This window comes from Paenibacillus sp. BIHB 4019 (assembly GCF_002741035.1).
GTDB lineage: Bacteria > Bacillota > Bacilli > Paenibacillales > Paenibacillaceae > Pristimantibacillus.
In genome coordinates this window covers 3,691,553-3,709,342 of the sequence record NZ_CP016808.1, presented here as the reverse complement: position 1 = coordinate 3,709,342, position 17,790 = coordinate 3,691,553, and the positions used below count along the sequence as shown (strand labels likewise).

At 51.0% G+C, this 17,790-nt stretch carries 13 protein-coding genes; all 13 read right to left on the bottom strand.

Features of this window, described 5'->3' with window-relative positions:
• Positions 1-229 precede the first annotated feature (229 nt).
• Entirely contained in the window at positions 230-3,583 is a 3,354-nt protein-coding gene (locus BBD42_RS16085; protein ID WP_099518973.1) for an ATP-binding protein, read from the bottom strand.
• A gap of 187 nt (positions 3,584-3,770) precedes the next feature.
• Positions 3,771-4,763 carry an ABC transporter substrate-binding protein gene (locus tag BBD42_RS16080; RefSeq protein WP_172455518.1) on the bottom strand — a complete coding sequence of 331 codons (993 nt, stop codon included), beginning with the start codon at positions 4,761-4,763 and terminating at the stop codon, positions 3,771-3,773.
• Positions 4,760-4,984 carry a hypothetical protein gene (locus BBD42_RS16075; protein ID WP_099518971.1) on the bottom strand — a complete coding sequence of 75 codons (225 nt, stop codon included), beginning with the start codon at positions 4,982-4,984 and terminating at the stop codon, positions 4,760-4,762. Before BBD42_RS16075 ends, BBD42_RS16080 begins: the two co-directional genes overlap by 4 nt.
• A 50-nt stretch (positions 4,985-5,034) precedes the next feature.
• Positions 5,035-5,769 carry an SDR family NAD(P)-dependent oxidoreductase gene (locus BBD42_RS16070; RefSeq protein ID WP_099518970.1) on the bottom strand — a complete coding sequence of 245 codons (735 nt, stop codon included), beginning with the start codon at positions 5,767-5,769 and terminating at the stop codon, positions 5,035-5,037.
• 27 nt (positions 5,770-5,796) lie between these two features.
• Positions 5,797-6,540 (bottom strand): SDR family oxidoreductase, encoded by a 744-nt coding sequence (locus tag BBD42_RS16065; RefSeq protein ID WP_099518969.1) that lies wholly within the window; start codon positions 6,538-6,540, stop codon positions 5,797-5,799.
• The gene (locus tag BBD42_RS16060) at positions 6,537-6,842 is read right to left on the bottom strand and encodes a phosphopantetheine-binding protein (protein WP_216364831.1); all 306 of its coding nucleotides are present in this window, start codon (positions 6,840-6,842) and stop codon (positions 6,537-6,539) included. The genes BBD42_RS16065 and BBD42_RS16060 overlap by 4 nt, the downstream gene beginning before the upstream one ends.
• A 66-nt stretch (positions 6,843-6,908) precedes the next feature.
• Positions 6,909-9,344, bottom strand: a complete 2,436-nt coding sequence (locus BBD42_RS16055; protein WP_172455517.1) for a beta-ketoacyl synthase N-terminal-like domain-containing protein — start codon at positions 9,342-9,344, stop codon at positions 6,909-6,911.
• 18 nt (positions 9,345-9,362) lie between these two features.
• Entirely contained in the window at positions 9,363-10,253 is an 891-nt protein-coding gene (locus BBD42_RS16050) for a GNAT family N-acetyltransferase (protein WP_172455516.1), read from the bottom strand.
• Entirely contained in the window at positions 10,225-11,508 is a 1,284-nt protein-coding gene (locus BBD42_RS16045; RefSeq protein ID WP_099518966.1) for a dicarboxylate/amino acid:cation symporter, read from the bottom strand. The genes BBD42_RS16050 and BBD42_RS16045 overlap by 29 nt, the downstream gene beginning before the upstream one ends.
• Before the next feature lie 177 nt (positions 11,509-11,685).
• The gene (locus BBD42_RS16040; protein WP_099518965.1) at positions 11,686-12,069 is read right to left on the bottom strand and encodes a hypothetical protein; all 384 of its coding nucleotides are present in this window, start codon (positions 12,067-12,069) and stop codon (positions 11,686-11,688) included.
• 110 nt (positions 12,070-12,179) lie between these two features.
• Complete coding sequence (locus BBD42_RS16035; RefSeq protein WP_099518964.1) at positions 12,180-12,557, bottom strand: hypothetical protein; 378 nt, start codon at positions 12,555-12,557, stop codon at positions 12,180-12,182.
• A 100-nt stretch (positions 12,558-12,657) separates the two neighbouring features.
• Positions 12,658-15,576 (bottom strand): NHLP bacteriocin export ABC transporter permease/ATPase subunit, encoded by a 2,919-nt coding sequence (locus tag BBD42_RS16030; RefSeq protein WP_172455515.1) that lies wholly within the window; start codon positions 15,574-15,576, stop codon positions 12,658-12,660.
• 26 nt (positions 15,577-15,602) lie between these two features.
• Complete coding sequence (locus BBD42_RS16025) at positions 15,603-17,759, bottom strand: NHLP family bacteriocin export ABC transporter peptidase/permease/ATPase subunit (RefSeq protein WP_216364829.1); 2,157 nt, start codon at positions 17,757-17,759, stop codon at positions 15,603-15,605.
• Positions 17,760-17,790: the final 31 nt, after the last annotated feature.

Here is a 17,790-nt window from a genome sequence, read left to right as displayed (position 1 = left end):
TCAGCTAAAATACGGCCCTAGCTGGAGCAATCTCCCAGCATTCTTTCTCTGGGCAAAATTATAACACAGCTAAATAGGTCTATAGGATTAACATTTTCACAGAATTAAGCGTAAACGGCTGAAACCGTCTTCTGGCGGCAAAGCTAACGTATCGAGGGTGAAGTATAAGCCTATGTTAAGTGTGATACTTATTTATGCTGATATTTTAATAAAAAGCTCGTTCCGCCCGCTATTCAAAAACGTACAGCGGAAGCGTGAAATAGAAGGTGCTTCCTACTCCCAGCGTGCTCTCCACATGAATTTCCCCCTCATGATAGTGGACGATTTCTTTGGCAATCGCAAGGCCAATTCCGCTCCCCTGAACCGCCTGCCGATCATGCTTTTCCCGAAAGAAGCGGTCAAATACAAACGGCAGCGACTCCTTCTGCATGCCTGCCCCATTATCCTGAACACGTATGGTGAGCTGGCCGGCGGAATCGCCATCGCCTGCCCATTCTTCGATCGCACAATGTATGCGAATTTGCCCTTCCGCCCCCGTGTGCTGAATCGCATTAAATACGAGGTTGGTCAGCACCTGCGTAATACGGTCCATGTCCACCACGACATGGTATTCAGCCAGCTTTGCTGCATCGAATGACAGCTGAAAATCATATTGCAGCCCGGCGCGCACGACATCGAGCATGAATTTATCCTCGATTTTCGCCACCAGCTCCTGAAGCGTCATCATGAGAAAGATCATTTCGGATTTGCCTGATTCCAGGCGCGACAGCTCGAATAAATCATGGATTAAACGGTTTAGACCGAGCGCTTTGACCAAAACCATCTGCAAATATCTTTTTTTATCCGCTTCCTGCTCCACAAGTCCAGATACGATCGCTTCTACATAGCCTTGAATCGCTGTCATCGGCGTACGAAGCTCATGGGAAATATCGCTGAGCAGCCGCCTGCGTGACAGCTCCAGCCGGCTTAAATCTTTGTTTTTGCGCTCCAATTCCACCGTTCGCTCATGAATGCGTTGCTCCAGATTCGTGTTCAGCTCAGAAAGCTGCTCGTTTAGCTCTGCAAGCTGCTGCGCATTCAGGCTCACTTCCTGAACGGACCTCTTTAACAGCAGCAGCGTGCGAACGCGGCTTACGAGCTCATTGCGCCCAATCGGCTTCGAAATATAATCATTTGCTCCTGCGCTGAAGCAGGCTTTAATCGTATGATCCCTGCTGCTGGCTGTCATAATTAAAATAGGCAGCTCAATTAAATTGTACGTTTCTCTAATCAGACCGCACAGCTCATAGCCGGACATGCCAACCATCATTAAATCGGCAATAACCAAATCGACCTCATGCAGCTCATCCATGCGCGCCAGCACCTCAGCGCCGCTAGTGGCGGTCTCGAATACGCATGGCAGCGGCGCCAGCTGTTGAATGACCACTTGCAAATTCACCGGTTCATCGTCCACAATAAGCACGCGATAAGGACGCTGCACAGACAGCTCTGCATCGCTTCTATCCCCTGCTGGAGCATATAAGGATGCTGCCATCGATTCAGCAGCTTGATGCTTCTTATCAGCCATGAACGCCTGCCTGCCCGTCTCCTTCTGCGCCATCAACGATCCAGCCGAACGATTAACCGGCTGATGAAGAATCGTGAAGCTGAATAGAGAGCCCTGTCCCACCTTCGACCATACTGTAATTTCCCCGCCATGCAGTTCGACAAGCTGCTTCGTAATTTTAAGTCCAAGACCGGCTCCCGTATCATCAATGGATTCAAGCTTCTCAAACGGGTTGAAAATGATTTCAAATTTGTCTTCTGCTATGCCGATGCCGGTATCCTCGACGTGAATTTCCACATAGTCGCGGTAATGCTGTGCACTTATCGTCACATACCCCGATGGCGTATACTTGATCGCATTGCCTATTAAATTAAACAAAATTTGCTGCATCCGGTTTTCATCGGCATAAATCGGCGGAAAATCCGTGCCAATTTGATTAAGGAGCACTAAATCTCTGCCCGTCACCAGCGGCTTGACGACGGTCAGCACAACCTGCGCCAGCTGATGCAAATCGATTTTCGCAATATGAAGGCGCATATCATTATTTTTTAATAGAGCGTAATCCAAAATATCATTAATCAAATAGGACATGCGCTGCCCGCTCGATACAATCATATTCAAATGCACACGCTGGCTGTCCTCCATCCGATCATGCATGCTGTAAAGCAGCGACTGCGCCAGCCCGATTATGCCGTTCAGCGGCGTGCGGAGCTCATGGGAGGTGTTGGCCAAAAACTCATCCTTCACCTTATCCAAATCGAGCAGGCGGGCGGATAGGCGTTCATTCGTTTTTATCGCATTGGAAAATTTGATCGACACAATAATGGATAAGCAAATAATTAAAAACAGCAGCCCATATGGAAAATAGATGCCCGTTCTAATCGTGTCATTGCTCATCAAAATATCGTTGACGACCGTAATAAAAAAGACGACGGTGCCCGTCAGCATCAAATTTGCGCCTGACAGCCTGCCAATGGCAGCCTTAAATACATACTGAATGAGCACAAAGCCAATCACAATCGCATAAACCTGCATGACAATTGCCAGCTTTGTAAACACTTGAACCGGCGTCACCATAATAAACAAGGTAAGCAGCCCGCCCGGAATCCATAGTATATTTCGCATCCGTTTTGTCACTTGGCCTGGAAAGCTGTAATAGAAAAACAGCACAAATAGCGGGGCGCTCCCGAGAAAGCCTAAATATTCAATTTTCACTAAAACATTATCGTTTAAGCTTTGAAATAAGACGGATAACGTGTATTGGGATTGGGAGCTGTTTTTCATAGCCAGCAAAACACAAATAAGGCCAAAAAATAAAGATTCCCAATTTTTACGCAAGAGGATAAATAAAACGATGTGGTAGAGTCCCATAATGAGCATGCAGCCAATTAGCATACTCTCAAATACGAGCTTTTTTCTCATATATTGATCCAGGCTGTCGTATTCTCCCAAAGTTAAAGAAGCAAACAGGCCTGCTTTGCGCTGCGTGTAGTTGGACACTTGAACGACAATGTCTGCCTGCGTCTGCCCTGCCTCCAACCGAAGCACTGACGGCATCATATAGGGTGTCGCCTCCGCCTCGCTTCGGCCTACAACTCCGCTTTCAGAAACGAGCTTGCCATTGATCCACATGCGGTGGGCGGATGTTATCCCTTTAGCAACCAGGCCCAGCTCGATGTCCGTCTTCGGCAATTGTACGACAAGATGATAGGTGGCATAGCCCTTGCTTGTGTGCTTTTGTCCGTCAACTTCATGCTTGCTCCATGAGCTGGGCACTTTTATGTAGCCAGCCTCGCTGGCGTTCCCCGCTGTAAAATCATCAGGCTCCAACAGCTGATTCCAGTAAAATTCCCACTCGCCATCGAGCGAGCTGCCATTACCCGCAATCTGATCCTGTGCTGTAATCGACAGCTTCCCCCTACTCGCTTCTGGTTTATTCTTATCCAAAGCAGAATTAAAAGTCATCAGTATTATGAATATAAATGCAGCCAGCGCTATCGGAACGAAAAAATAGAGGAAAGGCACACGTTTCTTCATGAAAGCTTCACCGCTGATTACCCCTTTTTATTGCAAAATATGATGGCCGGAGCAGTAACGCTCGCCTATGCATCATACCATATCATTTTTTTGAAAAATAAAAATCTATAAGTTTCATACTTGTAATGGCTTATATTTCAACGCGAAACATCGCTTTGCCGTCAAAGGACGGCGACAGCCGTTTCTCTTATATATCAAAGTTTTCAAGCCGTTTTTGAATTTCCTTCTGCTCCATATGGAGATAGGTGTTTATCCACTGGTGGAGATGATAGCGCTGCGGATCGACGGCAATGGCAATATCATCATCGTGATCGTCCAATTGCACGAATTGCAGCTGGAGCGAATACGAAGGGTATTTTTTCAAATAACGGGAAATTTCAAAGGCATCATAGACGACTGCCAGCACATCCCCTTGCCTTACGCCATCAAACAGCTCGGCCGAATTCGGATAGCTCGCCTGGCTTTGATTTGGAAAAAGCTCCTGGGCAAAGCCCGCATAAGAGGTGCCTCCGACAATGCCCACCTGCTCCCCGCGGCCTTGGATGAGGGCAAGCGGATCAGCAGCATCGCCTTTTTCAGTAATTGCGGCAAGCTGCATACGGTTAATTAACAGCGCTTGTTTCAAATTCAAATAGGCATCGGAAAATAATACCCGCTTCGCCCGCTCCAAGGTAATGCTCAGCTTGGAAACGCCGATATCCGCCTCCCCTAGGGATACTTGATTAATCACTTCATTAAAAGAATCAGCCGTACGTATAAATGCTGCTTGTACACCAAGCTTAAGAGCGATGTCGTTTGCAAGCTCAACATCGCTTCCGCGAAGCACTCCCTGATCATCTACATAAAAAAATGGATAGCGGTCCTCCTTATAGAGGGCTACCCTCAGCTTGCCTCTGCTCAAAATGTCCCGGATGTCCTCCGGGTAAGCCTTTAATTGCTCCTCTGTATAAACCGGAAGCTCCGCCTTGCTTCCAGCATTCTCCCCCACCCCCGCTTTAGCAGCCGGAACGGCAGAACTTGCGGGAGATGGGCTGGAGGCGGCTGGACTTGCTGCATGAGCTTGTTTGTCTGATTTCAATTGATAGGCCTGCTGTGACATGCTTGCACATGATGCTGTAATAAAGCCTATTACCAACACCAAAAACAAGCAGAAGGCCAAGCGATCGTATTTGCCGATCATTGCTGGCCATCCTCCCCTCCATGCGAAACTTGAGTTGTGCGAAAGCATACTGCGCATACGGTCATGTCATACACAGCGATACGAACATGGCAAAGCTTGCAGCGTGGAATCGAGACGGTCGCCAAGCCTCCAACAACCTCTTCCAGCTCTTCCTCCAACAGCTCATCAGCCTGCCCATTTTCCTTTTTCTGATCGTTCTCGGCCTGCTGCTGATATCCCATATGCCCCGCCTCTTTCAAAGGTTACCTTAAGCCGCGCTCTCATGTCCTTGCTAGAGAACAGACTGAACACCGTAACCCCATGTCGTATTTTGACCGCTCATGCCATGACCATAATCAAGAAGCAGGCCGAGCCCGTGGGCGAGCTCTTCCAATTCCGGCACTGGCGGTTTTAATGCATAAATATCAAACGGCTTGCGATTACTTCGGCCAGCAGCTGCTTGCTTCTCCTTGCGAAAATACCCAAATGTCAGTGCATTTACAGTTACGCGGAACGGCGCCAGCTCCTTGGCGAAGCTTTTGACAAAAGCGAGCGCTCCCTGGTTATATACCGGGGATGAAGGGAAGCCGTCGTAATGCAGCGAATCTGCCAGCATCGGCACGATGATCTGCCCCCGCTGCTTGCGGGCCATCACGCTTCCTGCCGCCCGGCTGTACAAAAACAGCTCGCTCAGAAGGCTGTAGCTTTTCAAGGCGAACTCGGCGGGATCATGCAGCAGCGCCTCCAGCTCGTCCACCCAATCATGGCCATGAATATACAGGTCAAGCCCTTGCATCTGCTCGGCTATGCCCGCTATCGCCGACTCGACAGCTTTCATTTGAACGTCTGGTGCAACAATCGTCTGACATTGCTCCTGCAACGGAGGCGTCAGCTCTGCCGTAAACCGCTCCGCCTGCTCAGGCGTCTGGAAGCTCGCCGCAACCCGGATGCCCCGCTGCAGCAAATATAGCGCTATCGCTGTGCCCGAAGCACTTTCGGCATGATGCAAAAATGCGGTTTTCATCATCAATTCCCCCTTCTAACCCAATCCAGCTTAACGCAAAAAGCCGCCATCTATTTTCAACGTTTGACCTGCATGATAGCTTGCTAGAGGTCCCGCCAAATACATAACCGCTTCGGCCACCTCCTCAGCTGAGCCAAGCCTCCCGGCTGCCGTATGCTTTAAAAAATCAGCCATTTTCTCCGCTGGCACCCCTTGGGCCATTTCGGTCTCAATCATGCCTGGCGCAACGGCGCTCACTTGAATGTTCCGCGAGGCGTAAAGCCGGGCATACAGCTTCGTTAAGCCCATAATCGCGCCTTTGGAAGCGGCGTAATTCGTCTGGGCTTCGCGTCCGTAAATGCCGCTGACGGACACCATATTAATAATGGCGCCCTTCCCCAGGCGCAGCATATAGCTGACCGCCTCCTGCGAGCAGCAGCAGGTGCCGATAAAATTCGTATCCAGCACCTCATTCCACTGCTGCTCTTCCATAAATAGCGCCATTTGGTCATTCGTACGTCCTGCATTGTTGACCAGCACATCCAGACGGCCATACGTATCGAAAACGTCCTTCATTACATTTGCTACAAAATGATGATCGCTGACAGAGCCTTTGTACAAACTAATCCGTCCGCCAGCTTCCTCCGCATCGCCCCGCAGCTGCTCCGCCGCTTCATCATCCCGCACATATATGCCGGCAACGACAGCTCCTTCTGCAAGAAATCGCAGGGCGATGGACCGGCCAATGCCGCGTGTTACGCCAGTAATCAAGATGACGTGATCACGAAAGATCATGGCCCTTCGGTCCCCTTCTGCTGGCTTGCCATAATCAGCTCGGCTATGGACTGGACATTTTTCAAATGGATTTTTAATTCATCGGCCGGAATTTGCTCCACCATTACCCCGTACAATTCCTCCATGCCTACCATAACCTCGAACGCTTCTACCGAATCCAGGCCCAGCCCATCGCCGAATAAAATCATATCGTCAGTAATTTCCTCCGCCGTTATATCCTCAAGCTTAAGCCTGTCAATTAGCAGCTGCTGCTTAACCGTCTGTTTAATCGTTTCCATGTCTAAAATCTGCTCTGCGCTCATACGTATGCGCCTCCTTGTGTATTAACCTTTTTTGCAGCGTGAAATAGTGCCTCATGCAAGCGCCTGTCAATCGTTCCATGCGCTAACAACTGCCGCGCAGTAGCTGCCGTTGACCGTCGAGCTTATCGCTAACACATGCTGAAGCTGAGCCATTTGCTGCGGCATACCCAGATGGACATAAGCGCCACTCGCCATCTCACTTGCGGCTTTACCGCTCACAAGCTCCGCAGCCGCAGCAAGGTGCAGCATCGAGCTGTAGGATTCGCCAAACCCGGCGCTTTCATTAAAGCTGATAATGGGCGGTGTCTGGCCATGGGCGGCCAATGAAGATAATGCGCGATGCTCGCCTTCTGTTTCGTCAGGCCTGCCGACCGTATTCAGCAAAATCAGATCAAGCTGCGTAATGCCCATTCCCGCTTCATTTAATGCTTCGGTTACCGCTTTGCAAAGCGTCGCTTCCTGCTGGGAAGCATTTGCCGCTGTTCCAAAGGCGGTGCCAAAGCCGCTTAATTCCGCATAAATGCCGGACTGCCTTTGCCTCGCCTGCTCCAGGCCACAAAGCACCATGCAGACGCTGCCCTCTACCATCCGAAAGCGGCTCGCCTGCAAGCCTTTCGCACGGTCTATGTCGCTCGACAGCGCCGAGCGTTCATCTCCCGCTCCAATAAGGCAGGAGGACAACGTACGCTCGCGGATTTTTCCAGCAGCATACAGCGCTGCCGTCAGGCCCTCATTGCCTCCTGTGCTGAATGAGCTGTTGAAGCCCAGCAGCTTCAGCTTCTCCGCCGTCTGCCCGGCAATTGAATTAATGACCGTATGCGGAAAATAAATGCTGCTCGCATATTCCGGCCCTTTCACAAATACCGACTCCAAATATTGCGAAATGCTATCTGTACTGCCCCGGGCTGTGCCAAAAATAAAGCCGAGCTCTTCCTTCTCCGCCTCGTTTATTTGCGCGTCCCCCAGTGCAGCAAGGGCTGCTCCGATCGTATTTTGCGACAGCTGATTCATTCGGCGCTCATATTTGCTTTTGTCATATTCCTTCAGGGAAAAAGAGGATGCGCCGACTGCTTCTGAGGAAGCGTCATCTGCAAGCCCATTCAGGATGCTGCCCTGATGAATATGGCCGCCGCCAACAGCACCAAGCCCGGTAATGACAACCCGCCGCTTGGCGAGCGGGGCTATGCTTTCCGTATGCAGCAGCGCTGCATCATTCAAATCATCCGTCCGCAGTACTAATGAAACGTTGTGTCCGCCAAAGGCGGCATTATTGCTGACGATATACTTTGGACGCATCGGGCGCATGCTGTGCTGAATAATGTCCGCCTCTTCGCAGCCTTCGCGCGCCGTGTCAAAATGCAGCGTTGCCGGCACATAGCCTTGCTTGATCGCATAAAGCGAAGTGACAAGCTCAAGGGCAGCAGCGGTCCCTAGGCTGTGCCCAAAATACGCTTTGCTTGAGCTGACCGGAATGGTAAGCTGCTCGCCAAAGCTGCGTTTCAAACCGCTTATTTCCGCGCGGTCGTTCGCCTGCGTTCCGGTGCCATGCGCGTTCACGTATTCAATATCCTGTTTGGCCACCTGCGCAAGGCTCAGGGCCATATCTACCGCCCGCTGCATCCCTGCGCCTTCCGGATGCGGCGCCGTCATATGATGGGCATCATTGCTCAGCCCATAGGCGCATAGCTCCGCATAGATGGTCGCTCCGCGCGCAGCGGCGGCATCGAGCCGCTCCAGCACGACAAATGCCGCTCCCTCGCCCAGATTAAGGCCAAAGCGGCTGCCAAACGGCGAGGATGGCAGCGGATTAAGCGCCCGGAGTACATTAAATCCGGCATATACACTATGCGACAGCGGATCTGAACCGCCTGCGAGCATGACATCGGCATATCCCCAGCGAATCATATCGCTGGCATAGCCGATTGCATTGCCACTAGCGGCACATGCCGTATTTAACGTCGCCACCGGTCCCTGCACGCCCAGCAGCCGCGCAGTATCATCCCCCTGCTGGTAAAACGGATAATTAGCTGTATTTTCCACATCCAGCGCCGACAAATCCCACTGCTTCTCCAGCGATAATATGCCACCGTTGCACGTTCCAAGCGACAGCCCAATTCTTGAGGCTGGGATCTGATGCGCAGCAGCAGTTTCAGATGCAGCACCATCTGCTGAATCCACTGCATATGCTTGCGCTGCGGCATCTCCTTGTTCAATGGCAAGGCCGCTGCTATGGAGCGCCTGCCTGGCAGCCGCAATCGCATACCGCGCACACCAGTCCATCGACTGTTCTGCCGTATGTGCAAGTGCCGCCTCCCGCCACGATTCGTCCAATTGTCCGGCAAGCGAGCTTAACAATGTATCCGTCTTAAAACGGGTAACTGTCCCAATTCCTGTCTCTGACGCGAACATTCGCTCAAAGACGGCCTGAGGCTCATTGCCCAGCGCGCACAATACGCCTATACCTGTTACCGCAATACGATGGGTGCGTTCATTGTCCTTCATGTTCATTCCCCCAAATCCCTACTTCAATGGCAAATAACTAATCCGCTTCTCGCTCGTCTTCCATGAATAAGGCGCAAGCCATTGCTGCGCGAGCTTCATCATGACAGGGGTCCCTCGGTTCACTGTAAAAATGCCGTAAGGAATGCCCGCTTCCAATTGAAGCCGGATCGACCTCGCCAGCATGTGGAAAGCTAAGCCTACCTGCTGATATTCGGGTGCTATGTAGACCGCATCATACAATATCGTATCCTCGGTCAACCGATACGTCATCGACCAGCCCTTAATCCCCTGCTCCGACATTAGCCCAAGGCTGTTGCTCGGCTCCAAAGGCGCAAAGGTTTTGAATGGCGACAGAAAATCTGGAAAGACAGCTGCTGCTGCTTCAATCGATTGTTTAAGCTCCTGTTCCTTCTTATCCGCCCATAGAAATAGCTCCAAGCCGCTTGGCAAAGCACGTTCCCGCAGCCAGCTTGCGCGGGCGATATCGCTATTTATATGGAAAACAACCGCGTCGCATAACGGCTGTGTCCAGCCTTCTTTTTGCAGCCACGTTTCTATCGTCTCCGTAGAAGACTTTCCGGAATAATAATAAACTTCAAGGCTTGCCATTTGATTCTCAAGGCATAGGCTTCGCACTTCTCTCATTATGGAGGAGGCAATCCCCTTCCTGCGCCATGGCTTCGCTACGAACAGGCATTGCAATATCGCATGCTGCGCCCCTGCCCCTTCCCGCAGCTCCAGCACAGCCAAGCCTGCCGGCTCATCTCCCATTTCCGCCCCAATCAGCATAAAGCGGCTTTGCCCTTGACCGCTCCTCTCGCTCTGCTCCAATTGCAAATAAAGCCACTGAAACATGAGCGGCTTGTATTTCAATCTGTCATTAGGCGCTAATCTCTTTATCTTGTACATGAGGTTCCTTTCTGGCTGACAGAAGTGAAGCCGTAGCGCAGTTAATAGATACATTAGCCGCCGTAATAATGGGATCGATAATCGGGTTAATCGCCAGCAATAAAATGATCGTCACTTCAGCCGGAAGCTTCAGCATCCCTGCTATAATCGCAATCATGCCAATCGATACGACGCCCGGCGAACCTGCTCCTGCGATAGAAGTCAATACAGCTCCGACCAGCACCAGCATCCACTGCATCATCGTAAAGTCGTATTCATACAATTGAGCGGTAAATGCAATGCCTAGCGTATAGACAAGCACCATGCTGTAACGGCACATAATCATGCCGATCGGTACAACCAGTTGAATCGCGTGCGGCTGCAAATTCAGCTCTTTGCTTAAAGCATGCATGCAGGATGGAACGGTAGCAATGCTGTTTCGCGTGCCAAATGCTAAAATAAGCGACTCCTTTAAAGCGCCGATGACCACCTTGACAGGCTGGCGCAATTGCAATGATAATACGGCGACAGAGACGATAATTAAAACGATGCTAACGAGATAAAACATCATGATCAGCTTGAGCATGGCGGGCAAAATGTCCAAGTTCAACGTGGCAAACTGACCAGCCATCATGCAAAACAAAGCAAACGGCAGCGCGTACATCGACCAGGAAATCGCCTTTTGAAAAGCACGAAACAAAACGTCCGCCAGCTGCAGCACATCTTCCCCTTGCCTCGTTCGCATCATGCCGACAGCTACGCCGACGATAACGGAGAAGAACAAAATTTGCAGCGTATTGTTTTCCATCAGTGCTGTAAAAATATTCGATGGTATCATGTCGAGCAAAAACAATAAAATGCCTTGGGATTTCTCCTCTTCCACTGCTGCCCCATTTGTACTGGAGTCGTTGACGATCGCACCAAGCACCTGCTTCGATTGCTCCGGCAATCCGGCCCCCGGATGTCCGATTTCCCCAAATACCAGCCCGCATACGCCGGAAATGACGAGTGCAGCGGCATAGACGAGGCACATGCGTCCAATCGTTTTCATGGCGCCGCTTTTGATGAATAAGCTGCCGATGCTGGAAATAATGGCGGTCATCATAATCGGAATGACACACATTTTAAGAAAGGATAAATAAAGATCGCCGAAATCCGCTACCGAATGAGCGATATTTGGCGCATAGAGGCCAGTAGCTATACCCGACACCATGCACAGCATAATCATCCAGAAAGACTTGACCCATTTGAATGACAGAACAGACACAACCGACACACAAGCACCCTCTTGTTAGGCATTGCGACGAAGCAGCTTCCGCTGGAAACCGCGGGCAATCGTTGGCTAGCAGCTGTCCCTCTCATCGCTTCTCTATAAATTTGGAGCGACATCGTGCCTCAGCGGCGGATATCACTCCAATGCAAGCTTTATTTAAGTATGAAAGAAATAATGGAATTAAGCGTTTCTGATTTGGTCAGCTGTTGCATTACCGATATTTTCGCCAACGCGGATAGCCGTGTTAGCTGCATTTTCAGCAATCGAGCCTACGCCATTGAAGAAGTCGTTAGCGCCCTGCTTGCTGCCGCCAGCAACGGATTCGAGTTCTGTTTCTGTCAGCTCATCAGCCGCGCCGCGTACTTCTGGAAGTACGATTGTCGCGTGGTAGCCCGTTCCATCAACGATGTTGATTTTAAATTCTTGTGGAACTTCATGTCCTGTTGCTGATTTAATTGCTGCGTAGATGTCGCTTACTGCAAGCGCGCGGAATTCTGCATCCGAAGCCGCTTTCGTGATTACTGCATTTACCGTATCCGTAACTTGCTGTTCATTCCAACTCATGATTTAATTCCTCCAATAATGTAGTTTTGTTTCTTACAGGTATTAGAATAACAGCCTAGCTTCAATCTGCTCTCAACTCTCGTTCAATTTTAGTTCAAATATTGCTTCTATTATTTTGTAATGATGCCGCCATTCACAGGAAGTGATGTAATTGGGCCAACGGGGTGGGCTGCATCACGAAAAGGGGGTTCAATGAATGGCGTAACACCCTCTGGGAACCCTGTTTTGCTGCCGCCAGCAACGGCTTCAAGCTCCGTTTCTGTCAGCTCGTCTGCCGCTCTGCGCACTTCTGGCAATACGATTGTGCTGTGATAGCCTGTTGCGTCGACGATATTGATTTTAAATTGCTGCGGTACTTCATGCCCGGTTGCCGCTTTGATGGCTGCATAAATATCGCTTACTGCAAGTGCGCGAAACTCTGCATCCGAATTCGCTTTCGCAATGACGGCGTGCACCGTTTCATTAAACTGCTCCTGCGTCCAGCTCATGTTTCAATTCCTCCCATATTCTCCATTTGTACTTACACCTTTTAGAATAAAAGCCCAGCTTCAAGCTGCCTTCAACTTTCAGTCAATTTTAGTTCAATTGTTACGCCAATTGGCGGCTGGCAAGCTCCGCGAACAAGCCCTTCTGCTGCAGCAGCTCCTCATAAGTGCCGGATTGAATAATCCGCCCTTTGTCAAACACATAAATGTGATCAGCCTGCGTAATCGTGCTCAAACGATGGGCAATGACGATCCTCGTCACCTGCAATTTGGTCAAGCTTTGGCTGACGATGCTTTGCGTCCGGTTGTCCAGCGCACTCGTAGCCTCGTCAAAAAAGAGAATTTTCGGCCGCTTGGCAATCGCCCTAGCAATCATTAGGCGCTGGCGCTGCCCGCCGGAAAGCGTGCCTCCGCCTTCGGATATTACCGTATGCATCGCCATCGGCATGCTGCGGATATCGTCATCAAAGCCCGCCATCTCCGCTGCTTCCCAAGCATCCTGAAGCGTCAAATCGGAGGTTCCAATAATATTGGTGAAAATATCGCCGGACATCAGCTTGCTGTTTTGCAAAACAACGCCAAACTGGCTCCTCAGCAATCCCACATCAAGCGAGCGCAAATCCTGTCCGTCAAAATAAACCGAGCCGCCCTGAGGCTGCTCAAAACCAAGCAATAGCCGCATAAGCGTGGACTTGCCGCAGCCGGAAGCGCCGACGAAGGCGACATACTGCCCTGCTTTAATGTTCATCGACAGATCATTCAGCACGAGCGGCTGATCCTCAGCATAGCGAAACTGGATATGGCGAATTTCAATCGACCCGCTCACTTCGCCCGGATCTTCCAGCTGATCATGCATTTCGGGCAGCGTCTTTAAAATCGGCTTCGCCCGCTCATACAGCGGCACGATATGCACGACCGACAGCAGCGCGGAAGCCATCGCCAGCATCGCCATTAGAAAGCTGGAGAAGGCGGAGAAGAAAGCGATAAATTGTCCCGCCGACAGCGCGGAATTGCTGGAAACGACCAAATAAAACAGCACCATGGAGGTGGCCAAGGGGAAAAAGGATTGAAACACGCTGGAGTAGTTATCCAGCATTCTAACCTTGAAGGACAATTTCTTTTGCTCCGCAAACGCTCTTGCCCATAAGAAGAAAGCGCGGTTTTCCGCCGCCGCCATCCGAAATTTGCTAATGCCGTTCAGCAGCTGGAGCACCGTGCCGGAAATACGGCCTTGAATATCCAGCAGCCTACGCTGGTAACGAATTTGCAGCAAGCCAATGGTAACCGTAAACGTCATGGAAATGAGCACAAGGCCCCCGGCCACCAAAGCAAGACTCGGGCTGTAACGAAACAGCAGCGCATATTGAAAAATAGAAAATACACCCGTCAGCAGCGAGCCCAAAACCGCCCCTGATAAAAGCTGCCTGATCGTATTTATGCTGCTCGCTCTCGATGCCAAATCACCAGCGGTATAGTTGCGGAAAAAGGATACCGGCAAATTCAGCAGCCGATCCCAAATTGCCGCCTGAATCGTGCTTTCTACCCGTCCCTCCATTCGCATCGAAGCGAGCGACCCCGCCAGCCGGAACAAGGCAATCGACAGGACGGCAGAGACGAGAATCAGCGCCATCTGGACGAGCGGTCCGCGATACGATTCCGGAATAATCGTATCTACCAATATGCCGGTAGCAACCGGCAGCATAATGCCGAGCAAGCCGGCTAACGCACCCATGAGCAGAACCATAATGAGGTCCCGCCGAATCGAATGATGCGTGCCAAACTGCAAAATGTCTTTTATGCCGAGCACACGAGCTGGAAAGGTCCGATAAAACATATAAGCCATCGGCTCGAGGCCAGCCGCCATATCGGCATGAACGATGCCTTTTTCGCCGCTAAGCGGATTTTCCCACGTGTAGGAGCCGGCAGAAGCCGGAATCAGGGCGACGGGCTCACGGGATAATTCCATGAACGCGACCAGCGGCCCGTTATCCTCCTTCCACCATTCCCCTTTGAGTACGACCTTGCGGGAGCGGACGCCAGAGGATTCAGCCAGTTCTTGAATAGGTGAACGCTGCGACTGTTTTTTTAGCTTTCTGCCCACCGGCCTGATGACGATGCTGGCATATTCGCCGACGATGCGGCAGGCCATAAACAGCGGATCGGTTGAATGGAAAGCAGCAGCTCGCTGATCTTCCGGTCCTGTAACGGCAAGCAATCGCTTGAGCGCATGATCCATTAGCGAATCGTCATGCTCTGTTCGCCGGAGCAGGCGTTCATGCTCCTGCAGCCGCTCCTTCGTCAACAGCACAGCCAAGCGGCTTGCGATGAATTGATGAAACGCATATAAGCCTTGCAGCTGCTGGTCATTTTGCAGCCAAACGAGCGTGCTCCGCAATTCGAGCTCCGCAGCCTGCCTCGTTTCCAGCCAGCTGGAGGAGGTCACGGGTATGTAATAAGGCTCCTCCGCTGTAATCGGATGTTCGGATACCCAGTAGACGACGCCGTCACGTATTTTCACCCATACCGTTTGCAGAGACCGCCAGGTTTGACCTTCTGCCAGCACAAGATGCTCGCTTTGCTCCAGCAGCTCAAACTCCGGCGGTGCATTTCGTACACTCAGCGCTGCTGACCAGCAGCCTACCCATTGATCAATTAAAGGGGCAAGCTGCTCGTCGTTCAGCCTGTATTCCGCTCTATGGCTCATGAATATATCCCGGTTCATTTGGAATACTTTCGTACCCAAGGATGCTGTCAGCAGCAAGCCCGCTTTCTCTACTCCTGCATCATCCTCAAAACCGAATAGGAGAGCCCCTTCCTCCAAACTGAATAAATAGCGCCGCTTGTTTCTCGTCCCGCCATTTTCAAGCTCAACGGTCACGGCGAAAATATCCACATAACCGGAATCGACATACCATACATCATTTTGATCGGTTATTAGAATCGGCCTGTTGCCTTCCACCTCATGACAAGTACCGTACCCTTCAAAAAATGAATGCAGGTTGGATTTTATTGCTACAGCCACTTTTCCACCTCCTTTTCGCACCATGTCTACTGATTTTGGATGAGACGGGTATAATAGCCATTTCGTTCCATAAGAGAAGTATGCGTGCCCCGTTCGATGATCTTTCCGCGCTCCAGCACAACGATTTCATCCGCGTCCCGAATAGTGCTGAGCCGGTGGGCCACTGTAATGCAGGTCAAGCCTCTGCGCCTCAGACTATCGTCTACCTTTTTCTCCGTTGCCGGATCCAGCGCGCTTGTCGCCTCATCCAAAATAACAATCGATGGATTGCCAGCCAGCGCCCTTGCAATTTCCAGACGCTGGCGCTGTCCCCCGCTGAAATTGCCGCCATTTTCCGAAATCATATGCTCATAACCGCCGCTGCGCTCCGCTATATGATCATGGATCACCGCATCCTTTGCAGCCCGAACGACGTCTATCTCCGGTATGGTAGAATCCCAAAACGTAATATTCTCTTTAATCGTTCCTTCCAGCAGCACAATGTCCTGATCGACAACGGCAAGCGAATTGCCCATCCGATTGCGGGAAATTTCATCGCGTTTTAACCCGTCGAAGCGGATATCCCCGTCCCACGGCTCATAAATGCCGGCAATCAGCTTCGCAATCGTCGATTTTCCGCTGCCGGAGCCGCCAACCAATGCGACCTTCATTCCCGGCTGAATCGATAAATTAAACCGGTCAATCAGCGGACCTTCCAGCTTGCTGTAGCCGTATGTCAAATTGCTAATTTCGATTTGCCCCGATAGCTTCGCCATATCAGGCGACTCAGAAGCCTGCTCCTGATTTTGCTGCATTTGCCTATCAATCGGATATTGCAGCACATCATCCAGCCGTTTCATGCTTCCTCCCGCTTCTTGAATCGTGCCCGCCAGCGCAACCATTTCGTTGACCGGCTGACTGAAGCTTGCGGCAAGACTTTGAAAGGCAACCAGCGAGCCGATGGTCAGCGCCCCATCCATAACCTGAAAGCCGCCGAGAAACAAAATCGCAATGGCGCTTAGACTCGTCAGCAAAGCAGGAATAGCCATTAGAAACTGGTTCGATACCCCAAACTGCTGGGTAGAATTGAGCAGCTTCGCCTGATAGCCCGACCACTTGACGAAAAAATCCGCCTCGGAGCTGTTCGATTTCAACGTCTCAATGACTTGAAGGCCATTCATGGATACGCCTTGCATCTTGCCGGCCTCCTGCAGCAGGCGCAAATTTTGGTCGTTGCGTTTGCGAGTAATAAACCGCATGAAGACAAGGTTAAGCAGGGAAGCCCCGATAGCGATGCCAGTCAATGCTACGCTGTATTGCAGCATCAGCAGCAAATAAAACACAATCATGACGCAGTTGAGCGCCGCTACAGCAAGCTGCCCGGACAGCAGTTGGGCAACGCGGTCGTTAATGGCAACCCTTGCCGCAATATCTCCACTAAACCGCTGGGAGAAAAACTCAATCGGCAGCCGCAGCACATGCCAGAAAAAACGGCTGGATGAGCTTAGAGCAAGCTTCATTTCCAGCCTGAGCAAGTAATAGCGCTGCAGCCACGTCAGGAACGCCCGGAGCAAAGCGGTCAGCCCCATGCCGATAAGCAGCGGGAACAGCCAATTTTTCAAATTGCCCAGCAATACTTGGTCAATAAACACCTTACTGAACACCGGAATAACTAGGCCCGGCAATACGAGAAATAATCCAGCCACTATGGCGAAGATGAGCGCCTTTTCCGACCCTTTGATTCGGCTGGACAGCGAGCTCAGCACACTTGGCGCTTTCCCTTGACGGACATATGTAGGGGATGGCTTAATTGCAATCGCAACGCCGGTAAAGGATTGGTCAAACTCCTCGAATGTAATTTCACGGGGACCCGTGACCGGATCATTCAAAAACACACGATCGTTTTGAATGCCCTCCAGTACAAGGAAATGATTGAAATTCCAGTGGATGATCAGCGGCCATTCCATCGTTTTTAAGTCTTCCGGATTTTTGCGATACCCTTTCGCTTCCATGCCATATTGGCGCGCTGCTTTAAGCACATTGCTGGCCTTGCTTCCATCCCGGGAGACACCGCAGGCAATCCGCAGCTCCTCAAGCGGAATGAAGCTCTTATAATAACCGAGCACGATAGCAAGTGAAGCCGCTCCGCACTCTACGGCCTCCATTTGCAATACGGTTGGCGTCTTTACTCTTTTTGAGGCCACGAATCCGCTCTCCTCCGTTAGGCTTGGTGAA